9 protein-coding genes are annotated in these 14,143 nt (G+C 41.7%); 2 read left to right on the forward strand and 7 right to left on the reverse strand.

Annotation, left to right across the window (positions count from 1 at the left end; all coding sequences use genetic code 11):
* Nucleotides 1-5 precede the first annotated feature (5 nt).
* The 5 genes from LI126_RS07295 to ftsH form a co-directional block, all read right to left on the reverse strand.
* Entirely contained in the window at nucleotides 6-3,374 is a 3,369-nt protein-coding gene (locus tag LI126_RS07295; protein ID WP_055166547.1) for an SbcC/MukB-like Walker B domain-containing protein, read from the reverse strand.
* Nucleotides 3,340-4,035, reverse strand: a complete 696-nt coding sequence (locus tag LI126_RS07300) for a DUF4194 domain-containing protein (protein WP_155204627.1) — start codon at nucleotides 4,033-4,035, stop codon at nucleotides 3,340-3,342. Before LI126_RS07300 ends, LI126_RS07295 begins: the two co-directional genes overlap by 35 nt.
* Nucleotides 4,028-5,440, reverse strand: coding sequence for a Wadjet anti-phage system protein JetA family protein (locus tag LI126_RS07305; protein WP_227165114.1), 1,413 nt, complete (start codon nucleotides 5,438-5,440; stop codon nucleotides 4,028-4,030). The genes LI126_RS07300 and LI126_RS07305 overlap by 8 nt, the downstream gene beginning before the upstream one ends.
* A 60-nt stretch (nucleotides 5,441-5,500) precedes the next feature.
* Nucleotides 5,501-6,214, reverse strand: coding sequence for an HAD family hydrolase (locus tag LI126_RS07310; protein WP_055147347.1), 714 nt, complete (start codon nucleotides 6,212-6,214; stop codon nucleotides 5,501-5,503).
* A gap of 302 nt (nucleotides 6,215-6,516) precedes the next feature.
* Nucleotides 6,517-8,703: an ATP-dependent zinc metalloprotease FtsH gene (ftsH, locus tag LI126_RS07315; protein WP_227165115.1), complete on the reverse strand. Its 2,187-nt coding sequence runs from the start codon at nucleotides 8,701-8,703 to the stop codon at nucleotides 6,517-6,519.
* Nucleotides 8,704-8,949: 246 nt separating this feature from the next.
* Between ftsH and LI126_RS07320 the strand changes: the two genes are divergently transcribed.
* Together LI126_RS07320 and LI126_RS07325 are read left to right on the forward strand one after the other, a co-directional pair.
* Nucleotides 8,950-10,425 carry a DUF1846 domain-containing protein gene (locus tag LI126_RS07320; protein ID WP_055147585.1) on the forward strand — a complete coding sequence of 492 codons (1,476 nt, stop codon included), beginning with the start codon at nucleotides 8,950-8,952 and terminating at the stop codon, nucleotides 10,423-10,425.
* A 271-nt stretch (nucleotides 10,426-10,696) separates the two neighbouring features.
* Nucleotides 10,697-12,313, forward strand: a complete 1,617-nt coding sequence (locus LI126_RS07325; RefSeq protein WP_015529543.1) for a CTP synthase — start codon at nucleotides 10,697-10,699, stop codon at nucleotides 12,311-12,313.
* A gap of 119 nt (nucleotides 12,314-12,432) precedes the next feature.
* On the opposite strand, the gene LI126_RS07330 is transcribed toward LI126_RS07325, so the two are convergent.
* Both LI126_RS07330 and LI126_RS07335 read right to left on the reverse strand, forming a co-directional pair.
* Nucleotides 12,433-13,008 (reverse strand): phosphatase PAP2 family protein, encoded by a 576-nt coding sequence (locus tag LI126_RS07330; RefSeq protein WP_054752280.1) that lies wholly within the window; start codon nucleotides 13,006-13,008, stop codon nucleotides 12,433-12,435.
* Nucleotides 13,009-13,111: 103 nt separating this feature from the next.
* Nucleotides 13,112-14,053 carry a tRNA dihydrouridine synthase gene (locus LI126_RS07335; RefSeq protein ID WP_227165116.1) on the reverse strand — a complete coding sequence of 314 codons (942 nt, stop codon included), beginning with the start codon at nucleotides 14,051-14,053 and terminating at the stop codon, nucleotides 13,112-13,114.
* Between the last annotated feature and the right edge of the window lie 90 nt (nucleotides 14,054-14,143).

Consider the following 14,143-nt stretch of genomic DNA (forward strand, 5'->3'; position numbering starts at 1 on the left):
TTTCCTTATTCATTTCCCTCAACCATATCGAGGTAATCACCTTTATCAATATGCATCATGGATACCTGATTCTGATGTCTTCTGAATCCATAGACACAGTCCACATTTCGAATCAACGACTGCAGACGTTCATCCGGTACACATACGATCAGCTGAAGCTCCAGCTCTCTCGCATAATGAAGACACACTTCGCTTCGCTCCTTATCCATCTTGGAAAATGCTTCATCAAGAAGCACCAGACGGATCTTAGAATCACGGTTTGTCTGCTGCATATAGAGCATCGCAAAACCTGCAAGCAGTGCGACATATTTCGGGTTCTGTCCCTCTCCTCCGGAGTCACGGCCTGCCATATCATCGACTGCATTTTTGCGGATATTTCCATTCTCATCTTCCACCTTTTCATACATACTGAAAGTCAGATAATTACGATAATCCACATACTGTTCCATCTGCTGACGATACTGGCTTAAGGATCTTGCATCTTCCTCCTTAGGAGGCATGAACTTCTCAGTCAGACGCTTGATATCTTCTTCATACTTCTGATAGAACTCATCCTCACCAAGACTTAACTGACCTTCAAATCCGTAGTCATCGAACACTTTACTGTCTAGTTCAGGTGCTGTAAGCATCTCATAGAACTGTCCGTTTTCATTCTGAGCCGGTATGATATCAATCTGGTAAATACTATCTGAAAACTTGATCTTCGCAAGCAGACGGTTGATCTCTTTTTTATGTCTGTAAGCTGCCTTGATTTCACCATGAATGGAAGCAATCACATTTTCACGCAATGTATAGTAAACCAGATTATACTGCTTATCGAATTCTTCCTTATACTTCGGTTCAAAATCTTTCCTACACTGATTCAGCACTTTGTCATACACATCATTTTCATGTTCTATTCCTGTAAAACCATAGGCCGGATAAGCATTATTGAACTTATTTCTGCTTCTTTGCAATTCTTCTCTCTCCGTCTCTTCCAATGATTCCAAAGCATCTTTTTCTTTTGTCTTATCTCTCTTATAAGCTGCTTCACTCTGTACTTTTAACGCATCTGTTACTTCACTCTGAAGCTGTTCGTTGACAACAAATCCCTCTGTCAGGAAGTTTATCTTTTCTGAAAATGATTTGATATTGCTCTCGATTTGTCCCTGTGTCTTCGCATACTGTACTACTTCACTTTGAATGCTATCAAGAATCTCTGCATTTTTCTTAAGCAACTCCAGTAATTCCTGCTTTTTCTTCTTCAGTTCGACTGTCCGGTCGCCTCGTTTCAATTCTTCTACTTCCAGACGTAATTTTTCCTGTTTCTCGTAATAATCCTGAAGCTGTTCCGCTGCTTTTGAAAGATGTAAGATCTGTTCTGTGCTCTGGTTCAGACACTCGAATTTCTGTGCTGCACGCAGTGCCATCTCAACACGGCAGTCCTCTTCCACTTCCTGTTTCAGCTTCGCTGCTTCTTCTTCCAACTCAAGAAGTTTCGCCTTTGACACTTTCGTTCCGATACAGGCATATTTCTCATAATCATTCTTTCTTAAATGTCTGAAAATGTAATTGCTGTAGGAATAACAGTCCTTTGTGACACCATCTCTCGTCTCATGAAGTTCTTCCACCGTCTCACATTTCTTAATGCGGCCTAAGTATCGCTTCAGACAAGTATCTACATAAGCTTCCTCTGCGCGCACACACTCGTACAGTGTATTCTCATCTGCCTTCGGCTTGTCTCTCACGATTGCCGCAGTATCCATGAGTTCGACATCCTCGATCCCCTTCATCTGCTTCATTTTGCGAAATGCTTTCGCAGCATCTAACGTATATTCAGGTGCTGTCACCAGACTGTGTTTCACACGTCCCATACGTCCTTCGATTGCATTTTTCCACTCTTCATCCGTAATATCAAACAAGTCCGCAAAGATATTTACATGGATCGTTCTTCCATACTGAGTACTAAGTATATTCTGCAATTCCTGTCTTGCACGCTTCAATTCCGCACGATATGGTTTTCTGTCATTTTTGAGGTCTTCTACCATCTCCCGCTTCTCTTGAAGTTCTTTCTGATTCTCACGAATTCTTTCGCGAACATCGCCTAATTCTGTATTAATATTGTCAAGCGCATCACTTAAATATTGCTTTAGCTTTTCAATCGAATCTTCACTCACAACACCATCTCGGATATCATCAATTCTATGCAGCGCCTGATTGCTCACATAAGCACTGACTTCATCGTCTTCCTCCCAGGCTGAAAGACCTTTTACGATATCTCTCCATTGTTCTGAATTTGTTGCCAGGAGCTGAATCGTATTTTCAATCTCCTTTAGCTCCTTCTCTTTCTGTCCATAATCGCTGGCTTTGAGTTCTGCCTCGACTTCTACCTGTTCTTTCGTATAAGCATCTTTCTCTGCCAAATAAGATTTTCTCTTTTCTTCTTTTTCCTCAATCTTCTTGAGAATATCCTGCAGATCATCCTCTTTCGATTGCAAATGTGCCTTACAATTTTCTATTTCAATATATTTTAAGATCTGTTCCACATAGATCTTATCAGCTCTTGCTTTCTGCAAGGCTAGATTATGCTGACTGATCTCGTCAAGCATTTTAATTCTCTGTTCCAGGTCTTCTACGCGTTCCTTGATCTCACGGTAAGCGCCAAGCTGATCACTGATTGTTGCAACTGTGTCTTCCTTGCTCTTTGGGAACATATAATCTTTGATAAACTGTCCCGTTCCGTTCGTCATACGAAGTGCAATCGCGCTTTTCTCCATTGTCATCATACGGCCCGGCTCTACATAACCAAAGATTGCATCATAAACCGTTTTCAAATACGCTTCTTTCGATGGATATACACGGTTCACATCTCCGCGACCTCTGTTGTCAGCCGATTCTATCCTTGCTTCTACCAATTTTTTAAGTTTCGCGATTGTATACGGGACACCTTCTTCTGTCAAATATTCATCCTCCGGAATCTTTCCGGAATGACTGAAGAAACAATATTTCCTGATGTCTGTATCTGCCTTTCCAACCTCAAATGAAACACCAATACAAGTATGTGTATTCTTTCCTGTATCCTTAATCTCCAAGACGATTTGAGAACAGAAGTCCTGGTCTTCTCGGTTAAAGGAACCGTCTTTCTGCGCTCCTCTAAGATAACTTAGAACACTACGCCTGTTCTTCGCGTCATCTGCCGCTTTATTCAAGAATGTGGAAGATATACTTCCATATAAAACAACCTGGATCGCATCCATAACAGTAGACTTACCAGATCCACTTTTCCCACTGAAAAGATTCACATACTCATGGAACTCCATCACTTTGTGACTGATACCGCCCCAGTTATTCATTAACATTCTAGTAAATATTTTCTTCGACTGTTTCTCTTTCATCTTCCACACCTCCCTCTGCTTCTTCCTGGATTTCCTGTTCAGAAACTTCTTCTGTAATCTCTTCCTCTGTGTACTGCTCTTCCTGATATTCTTTGATCAACGCAGTAATATCCATACTTCCACAATATAGATTGATCGTGCTGTAGATATAAATCGGAGTCTCATCCTCAACATTCTGGATTGCTCCCGGCACTTCAATGATCTGATGCTTGCTCATCACATATAAAGCTTCTTTCCACTCACCCATCGTAAGCTTATAATTAATCAGATTCGTATTCTTTCCATATTCACGAATCTCCGCCAGATTCGTCACTGTAGCTTTCAATCCTTCTCCTAAAATCTTATCTCTGTAAATTAATTTAACCAGTAAGATTACTTTTGTAACGGTGGCATTTATCTTTTCTATCGCGATTCCATCTCCATGTAAACGGTAAATGTGTTCCTGTGGGTCATGCACTAATTCACAGCTTAAAACAGACAGATAGTCTTCAATAAACTTTCTGTGTCTTGTACAGATCTCATAATGTAGATTGTCTCTTGGGACAAGTGTTACAGGATCATATTTCATCTGTAAAATACATGTCTGTCTGAATAATGCAGCAATTGTTTTCTTCAGGTTATCAGCTTCTGTCACTGACAATTCTTCCATATAATTAACCATCTGATTCTACTCCCTCTATCGTAAGTTTTGAAAATCGGAAACCAGCCTCATTCTCCATCTCCTGCGCCACTTTAATCTGTGCCTTACTGTCCGCAGATTCTGTTGCATGCTGCCATACCATAAATAACTTCTCCAAATCTTCTATTGATTTTACAGTATCTTTTGTCACTGTGAATTTTCCATTCTGTTCATTTTTCTTTCGGAAATCTCTGATCTCTTTCTGCGTATACAGTGGTTCCAGGACAAATTCTGTCATATTCTCTTCCTGTGATTTCTCAGGTGTTACCGCCTGTGGAGTGAACTTTTCCTTCTGATTTTCACGTCTTTGATACAGACTCTTCTCTGTCATAATCTTATATGGCTCCGAAAACCTAAGTTTTGAAGACAACTTATCCAGAATCTCTTTCGACTTGCCACTTTCATTAATCAGATTAATCAGTGCGACTGTCTGATCTTCTTCCATTACACCTTCCATCATAATGTACCGGATTCTTGCTGCGGCACGGCTTGCAAATACTGTCTTTTGTTCAATCAGCTTATTATATCTGCGCTCAATCGCATCAAACTCTCTCGAAATCTTATAGAGCATATCTGTCGCCTCTTCACAGATCTCAATCATTCTTCGCAGACGATAAGATTTCCTCGTATTTTCCTCTTCGCTTAAGAGTTCTGTTTCAAATGAGTATTTTCTTGCTTCTGTCTTTTCCAGATTTTCTTCGATCAACTCTTTTACAGCTTCTTTGTATCGATAAAAGCTGTCTGTTGTAGTCAATATCGCATATTTTTTGCTATCACTGTTATTGATCTCTTTCACAAGTACTTCCTGGATTCCTCGGAAACTTCTCTGCTTTGACAGTTCATCGAAATATCCACGCATTCCTTCCTGCATGTTCGCGAGCATCTGCAGAAGTGCTCTTGATGTATGAAGCGCACTTTTTAAAATCTCATTATTCTTCTCTTTGTCTAAACTGTAGGTATAGAGATGACTGTATACTGTAAGCACACTCTCTCGTTCCTTACCGTCATTTTCACTGTATAATTTCTGAAATAATTCTACAAACAGCTGACTGTATTCCGGAAATGAAACGACATAACTATTCAACGTTTCATCATAATCCCTTCTAAGCCATCCCCAGTCTTCAAAATGCTTCAGACTGACTGATGCCATGTTGGCTCTGGTGATCAGTTCTCCTTCCTCATCGACTCTTGCCTCACTCCAGTCCAGTGCCATCTTCGCCAGTCGTTCATTCATGATCATCTGACACTCTCGTTCCGTAAGCCCGAGAAGAGAATAAGACTGACTGCTCTCCTCATAAAGCGCTACCAGAAACTGCATATAGAATTCCATATATTTACTTCCAAATATTTTATATAGATCCTTTGGAACTTTTTCGACCAGTTTCATGTTTTTTCTTATGTCTCCTTTTTATTCCTATTAAAGTTTCTTTTACATCTTTTTCATTTCTTATAACATCTTCTCTGCTTCAAAAAACTGTGAAAAATGTGCAATGACAGGACATTTTCCCTTCTCTGTCTGAAGACACTCGATCTCATTCACATTTTCCTTCGGCCGATACAAGATCACCGGCATTCCTATATTCTGTGCTCCTGTCACATCATGTGCGATGCTGTCTCCGATAAAGATACTTTCTTCCACCATCACTCCTGCTTTTTCAACACAGAGATCAAAAAGTTTTCGATGCGGTTTTTCCTCGCCAGCCTCTTCACTTGTCACAATTCCATCAATATACTTACCTAATCCAAGCTTTAATATCTTCCGATACTGGACGTCTGAAGTCATATTGGATCCTATACCGATATAAATGCCTCGCTGTTTCAATTCTTTCATCAACTCTTCAATTCCAGGAGATGGAATAATCTGATCGATCAATGTATTCCAGTACAGATTATACATCTCATATGCATATGGGAAAACTGGCTTTCCAAGTGTCTCCAACATACACTGAAATCTCACCAGGCGATTATGGTTCACCGCATAATCTTTTCCGGCTCTGTCATCTGCCTTCACTCTCGCTTCGGCAACATATTTCTCCAAGTCTTCTTTTGCTATGCCTAAATTCTCATATGCCCATTCTTTCATCACCGGCATCGTATTATTATGTGCTCCAATATAATCATAAATGGTGTCATCTATATCAAAAAATACTGCTTTTGTCATCCCAATGTCTCCTGTTTTTTTTGCTACTGTCTTGATTGATGTTTTGCATCTTCTGTGCCTTGCATTCAAGAATGCCTCTGCATTCTTGCTGCGAGATGCGCGTCATGCAATGCATGACATACTTCTTCTGCGCATCTCTGCAATCCTGCCGGAGGCTATATCAGATGGGAGTCATCTCACATCTGATATACCCTGGCACATTTTGCCTCATTTCATTATAACATGTTTTCATCAAAGAAAAAGAGTTTCGCAAATGACTTTTCCTCTCCATCTGCGAAACTCTTAATATTGATCATCAGCTCTTACTCTGACTTTTCTTCTGCCACCGTTTCTTGTGACTGTATTTCTGTTGCCTGTGTTTCCGGCTCTTTTTCTGTTTCCGGTTCTTTCACTGTTTCTAGCTCTGCTGCTTGTGCCTCTGTCGGCTTCATCAGGATTCTTCCGGACTCCTGCTCTTCTTTCTTTTCTCCATCTGCTTCTTCCGGTTCAGGGATTCCCTTCACTTCACGGAAGATCTTCATGAATTCCTTACCTGTGATCGTCTCTTTCTCGATCAGGAAGGCTGCAATCTTATCAAGAGCATCTCTGTTCGCACTTAAGAGGCGTTTTGCTTCTTCATAGGAAGCTTTGAGCATCTTCATGATCTCTTCATCGATCTCAGCTGCTGTCGCTTCTCCACAGTTACGAACTGCACGACCGTCCAAGTAACGGCTCTGAACAGATTCAAGTCCCATCAGACCAAAGCGCTCTGACATACCATACTGTGTGATCATTGCTCTGGCGATCTTCGTTGCCTGCTCGATATCGTTCGATGCACCTGTCGTAACAGTGTCAAATACAATCTCTTCTGCTGCACGTCCACCGAGTGCAACAACGATCATTGCTTCAAGTTCTTTCTTCGTATTTAAGAACTTCTCTTCCTCCGGTGTCTGCATTACATAACCGAGTGCTCCCATTGTTCTAGGAACGATTGTGATCTTCTGTACCGGTTCTGTATTCTTCTGAAGTGCTGTAACAAGCGCATGTCCAACCTCATGGTAAGATACGATTCTTCGCTCTTCTGCACTCATGATACGGTCTTTCTTCTCTTTACCTACAAGTACAACTTCCACTGCCTCAAAGAGGTCTTTTTGACTGACAACCTGTCTGCCATGCTTAACTGCAGTGATTGCAGCCTCATTGATCATATTGGCAAGATCTGATCCAACTGCTCCTGAAGTTGCAAGCGCGATCTCTTCCAGATTGACTGTCTCATCCATCTTAACATCCTTCGCATGAACCTTAAGAATCTCGACACGACCTTTCAGATCCGGCTTATCTACTATGATACGGCGATCGAAACGTCCCGGTCTCAACAGCGCCGGATCAAGTACCTCCGGACGGTTTGTTGCTGCAAGAACAAGTAGTCCCTTATTCGTATCGAATCCATCCATCTCTGCAAGAAGCTGGTTTAATGTCTGCTCACGCTCGTCATTACCGCCACCGCCAAGTGCGCTGTCACGGCTCTTACCGATTGCATCGATCTCATCGATAAATACGATACATGGAGCCATCTGCTGTGCCTGTTTGAACAGGTCACGCACACGGGAAGCACCTACACCGACATACATCTCTACGAATGCAGATCCTGACAAGGAGAAGAACGGAACCTTCGCCTCTCCTGCAACTGCTTTCGCAAGAAGTGTCTTACCTGTTCCCGGAGGTCCTACAAGAAGTGCTCCCTTCGGAAGCTTCGCTCCGATACCTGTATATTTTCCAGGATTATGCAGGAAATCAACAACTTCCTGCAAGGACTCCTTCGCTTCATCTTCACCTGCAACATCTAAGAATGTCACACCTGTCTGCTTCTCCATATACATCTTGGCATTGCTCTTGCCAATTCCCATCATGCCGCCGCCCTTAGACATCTTCTTCATAAGGAAATTAAACATGAATACAAGAAGTACGATCGGAAGGATCACTGTGATGAAGATATCCATGATCAGTGAACTTGCCGTATCCGGAATCTGGGATTTAAACTCTACCCCTGCCTTATCTAAACGCTTTACAAGTGTGTCATCTGATACATTTCCTGTGTAATAATCCGGTTCCTTGCTCTTGGAGCTACCCTGCATCTGACTGATCTGACCAAGCAGACTGTCCATAACATTTTCCTGATCTTCGCTTTCCTTAGAATCTGAACTATCACTCTGGTCTGCAGAAGCTTTCTCATTATCCTTTACTTCTGTAAGTTTTCCCTCTGCCTTTTCCTTTCTGGCATCATCTGTCAAAACGATATTGATCCTTGAATTGGTAAATGTGACAGACTCTACTTTTCCATTATCAACTAATTTCAGAAATTTATCATAGCTGATCTCAGAAGCGCTTCCGCCCTGCATCATAGAATATAGGCCCATAACAACAAAAGTAACCAACAAGGTAGTGAACAAAATAATTCCCCAACCCTGTCGGTTCTTGTTCGGGCCTTTGTTTTTATTGTTATTCTCCATTTTTTTCCTCCAAAACTTAAATAGTGGTTATTTTCCAGCAAATCTTTTACCTTATTTGTAAAAAAACAACTACTTCCTACCATTATAAATAGTGGTTTTCCATAAATCAATAAAAAGATTATGAAAATATTGTAAAAACGTGCCGTTTCATAGTATACTAGAAAAGTAATGCCTGTTTATAACAGATTTATCTGTTAATAATAGTAATAACAGTTCGGCAAAATTTATAGTAAGGAAGATAAAACGATGAAAATTGGATTTGATAATGACAAATATCTGAAAATGCAGTCCGAACATATCCGCGAGCGTATCGGAAAATTCGGTGGCAAACTCTATCTTGAATTCGGTGGAAAGCTTTTTGATGACTATCATGCTTCCCGTGTACTTCCGGGATTTGAACCTGACAGCAAGCTGCGTCTCTTAAAGGAACTCAGCGACCAGGCTGAAATCGTCTTTGCAATCAGTGCAAAAGACATTGAAAAGAATAAGATTCGTGGGGATCTTGGTATCACTTATGATTCAGACGTGATCCGCCTGATCGGTACTTACCGTGAGCAGGGACTTTTCGTTGGAAGTGTAGTAATCACACAGTTCTCCGGACAGGAAAGTGCACTTCTGTTCAAAAACCGTCTTGAGAACCTTGGAATCTCTGTATACATTCATTACAACATTCCGGGATATCCGTCCAACATTCCACTGATTGTCAGTGAGAACGGTTATGGAAAGAACGATTATATCGAGACTTCACATCCGCTTGTTATTGTAACAGCTCCGGGACCTGGAAGTGGAAAGATGGCTGTCTGCCTGTCTCAGTTATATCAGGAGCACCAGCGCGGAATCGAAGCCGGATATGCGAAGTTCGAGACATTCCCTATCTGGAATCTGCCGCTGAAGCACCCGGTAAACCTCGCTTATGAGGCTGCTACAGCTGACCTTAACGATGTAAATATGATCGACCCATATCATCTTGAAGCTTATGGTATAACAACTGTAAACTACAACCGTGACGTAGAGATCTTCCCTGTTTTAAATACAATCTTCGAGAAGATCTACGGTTCCAGCCCATACAAATCACCTACAGACATGGGGGTAAATATGGCCGGAAATTGTATCTGTGATGATGAAGCCTGCCGTGAAGCTTCCCGCCAGGAGATCATCCGACGCTACTATGCAGCACTCAATGCGCTTCTGAAAGGTGATGCTTCTGAGAAAGAAGCTGAGAAGATCGAGCTTCTTATGAATATGGAAGGAATCACCGTTTCTGACCGAAAAGTTGCTGTCAAAGCACTGGAGCGTGCTCAGCAGACAGGCGGACCTGCTGCCGCACTGGAGCTTGAAGATGGACGCATCATCACCGGAAAAACTTCCAACCTGCTCGGTGCGAGCGCTGCCCTTCTTGTAAACGTACTGAAGGAACTTGCCGGCATCGACCACAATGTCCATATCATCTCTCCGGAAGCAATTGAACCGATTCAGAAATTGAAAGTGGATTACCTGAACAGCAAGAACCCTCGTCTTCACACAGACGAGATCCTGATTGCACTTTCCGCAAGTGCTGCTGTCAATCCGATCGCTGAGCTTGCACTCTCCCAGCTTCCAAAACTGAAAGGATGCCAGGCTCATACTTCCGTAATGCTTTCAAGTGTTGATATCAAGACATTTAAAAAACTTGGTGTACAGCTCACAAGTGAAGCTGTGAACGAACGTCAGATTTTAAGCTAAAGACAAATCCTTACCAATACAGAAAGATATCACAAAAACCTCTCTGCGGTTTCAGGTATAACCACCTGCTGTCTGAGAGGTTTTTTTCTGCATTTCTCCCATTTTACAAAGCTTTTTCACCTTCCTTCTTTACATTACTTCGTCAAAATCACTTCATCCCATCTTTTTTCTATGTTTTTATCAAAAAAGTATTGTAATTTTTTTCTGAATAGGTGTATACTTGGAAAGTATTTTTTTTGATAACAACTATTCACGGAGGAGGAAAGACACTATGGCAGTAAAATATGTATTTGTTACAGGCGGAGTTGTATCCGGTCTTGGAAAAGGAATTACAGCTGCATCTTTGGGACGACTTTTGAAAGCGCGTGGTTACACTGTAACTATGCAGAAATTCGATCCTTACATCAATATTGACCCTGGTACAATGAACCCAGTACAGCACGGAGAAGTTTTTGTTACAGATGACGGTGCAGAAACTGACCTTGACCTTGGTCATTACGAAAGATTTATCGATGAAAGCCTGACAAAGAATTCCAATGTTACAACAGGAAAGATCTATTGGTCCGTTCTTCAGAAAGAACGCCGCGGAGATTTCGGTGGAGGAACTGTTCAGGTAATCCCTCATATTACAAATGAGATCAAGAGCCGTTTCTACCGTAATCCGGCTGCAACAGATACTGAGATTGCTATCATTGAGGTCGGTGGAACTGTTGGTGATATTGAAAGCCAGCCTTTCCTTGAATCCATCCGTCAGTTTCAGCATGAACGCGGAGCAGAAAATGTTATCCTGATCCATGTTACGCTGATTCCTTATTTAAGAGCATCCCAGGAAATGAAGACAAAACCGACACAGGCAAGTGTAAAAGAACTTCAGGGAATGGGAATCCAGCCGGATATCATTGTCTGCCGTTCCGAATATCCACTGGATGATGCAATGAGAAACAAAATTTCTCTGTTCTGTAATCTCCCAGCTGACCATGTACTTCAGAACCTGGACGTAGAATATCTCTACGAGGCACCACTTGCCATGGAGAAAGAACATCTGGCACAGGTTGTATGCGAGTCTCTGCATCTTGACTGCCCGGAACCGGATCTTACAGACTGGACTGAGATGGTTGAAAACCTTCGTCATCCAACACAGGAAGTGACTGTAGCACTGGTTGGAAAATATATCCAGCTTCATGACGCATACATCAGTGTTGTAGAAGCGTTAAAGCACGGCGGAATTTACACACACACAACAGTAAATATCAAATGGATCGATTCCGAAACTGTAACAGAAGAAAATGCTGAAGAACTCTTCTCTGACGTAAGCGGTATTCTTGTTCCTGGTGGATTTGGCCATCGTGGTGTAGAAGGTAAGATCACAGCGATCAAATACGCCCGTACACACAACGTTCCGTTCCTTGGTCTCTGCCTTGGTATGCAGCTGTCTATCGTTGAATTTGCAAGAAATGTCATCGGTTACAAAGACGCACACAGCATGGAACTCAATCCGGATACAACTCATCCGGTCATCCACATCATGTCCGATCAGATTGGTATTGAAGATATTGGTGGTACTTTAAGACTTGGTTCTTATCCATGTGTACTTAAAGACAACTCCCTTGCTTATAAACTGTATGGAAAGAAAGAGATTGAAGAACGTCATCGTCATCGTTATGAAGTAAACAATGACTACCGTGAAGTTCTTGAAGAAAACGGAATGTCCCTTTGCGGACTTTCACCGGACAGCCGTATTGTAGAGATGGTTGAGATTCCTTCTCATCCATGGTTTATCGCAACTCAGGCGCATCCGGAGCTGAAATCCAGACCAAACAGACCGCATCCACTGTTCAAGGGATTCGTTGAAGCTGCACTGGAGAATCAGAAAGAGAAAAATAAATAGCAAAATTTTAAAAGTCACACTCTAAAGTGGACTCAAAAAAGGATTTGATCGTATCTGGCAAAACCCAGATGAATCAAATCCTTTTTCTATCTGACGACAGATTCTTAAATTCCTGTCCTTCACTTATTATCAGCAGATTTCTTTTTCTCTGCTCTCTTTTTCATGATCAGCTCTTCAATCTTCCATCCTGCCCAGCCCGAGAATAGTCCGACGATCAATCCGCCGAGAACGTCGGTCGGATAATGTACCCCTACATATAATCTCGATAATGCGATCAAAGTAGCCAATACCATTGCCGCAGTTCTCCATTTCTTCGGAAACACTTCCTTGCACTTGTAGATTGCAAATGCTGATGCAAAAGATGCACATGTATGACCGGAAGGGAAGGAAAAATCCTTCTGTTTCTCAATCATAAGATCTAATTCCTGTATCACTTCATACGGTCTTATTCTGGCAACCACATTCTTTATCGCCACATTTGTGATCAGTGTTCCTATAATAAGTGCAAGCGCTGATGCAAGCCCTGCCTTCCTCGTCTTCTTAGGAATCAGCAGAACGATTGTAAGAAGAATCCAAAAAATTCCAAAGTCTCCAAGATGTGTGATTCCTTTCCAGAACCAGTCCATCCAGTCATGACGGATATATTCCTGAATAAAAAGCAGAATGTTCTGATCTAATTGTAAAATAGCGTCCATTTCTTTTTGTCACCTCTTTCAAATCATTTGTAGCTTCTCAAGTTATCGCGGCAGTCGCCAAGGTCTCGTGCAAGCACGGACTTTGGCTTGTTGCTCGCGTAAATCATTTTTCCAGAATATTCTCTTTCAAAAACAATTCCTTCACTACAGATTCATATACTACACATTTCTCACATTTCTTAATCTTCTTGAAATACTTCCTTCCATCTGTAAAGATGGGATGAAGATAGAACCACATTTCTTTCATCTTATAAAGAATCGTTCGGTCTCCTGACATTTCTTCACAATATGCCGCATAGAGAACATCATGGAATTTCTTTAGCTCTTCTATCGTTGCGGCACTTCCGCCTTTTAGCTTTCTTCCAAGTGCCGGATCGGCCAGCACGCCGCGCCCCATCATCACAGTATCTGTCTGTGGAAATCTTGTTTTTAACTTCTCCATATCTTCCACGGTACAGATATCCCCATTATAGCAAAGCGGATGTTCGCTATGTTCCACTGCCCATGCATATGTATCAAGCTTTGGTGTGTTCTTATAGAACTCCTTCTGCACACGCGGATGAATGATCAGCTCCTTCAGCGGATATTTATTATAGATAGGAAGGATTGTCTCAAACTCCTCCGGATCTTCCATTCCGATTCTTGTTTTGATTGAGATTTCCAGATTACATTTCTCAAAAACCGCATCCAGAAATCGATCCAGCTTCTGTGGCTCATCCAAAAATCCCGCTCCTCTTCCCTTCGTCACAACAGTTCTAGACGGACATCCAAGATTCAGGTTCACTTCTTTATATCCGTAATCTCCAAGTTTCTGAGCTGTGCACAAAAAATCTTCCACGTTATTCGTAAGAATCTGCGGCACCGCATACATTCCCTGATTATGCTCCGGCATCACATCCTTCTTCTCTCTTGTGCTGAAATGTCCTTTCTGATTCGGACTGATAAACGGAATAAAATACTTATCGAATCCGTCAAAGCACTGATGTAATGCATTTCTATAAATATGTCCTGTGATCCCCTCCAATGGGGCAAGATATAAATTCATTGATCGTTCTCCTGACTTTTTCCACTTCTTTGCATTGTTTTTAACAGTAATAACATTTTTATCATACCCCGACTTTCTTGTCAAGAATAT

Origin of the sequence: Mediterraneibacter sp. 210702-DFI.5.30, assembly GCF_020560115.1 — a bacterium.
In the GTDB taxonomy this organism is placed as follows: domain Bacteria; phylum Bacillota; class Clostridia; order Lachnospirales; family Lachnospiraceae; genus Mediterraneibacter; species Mediterraneibacter faecis.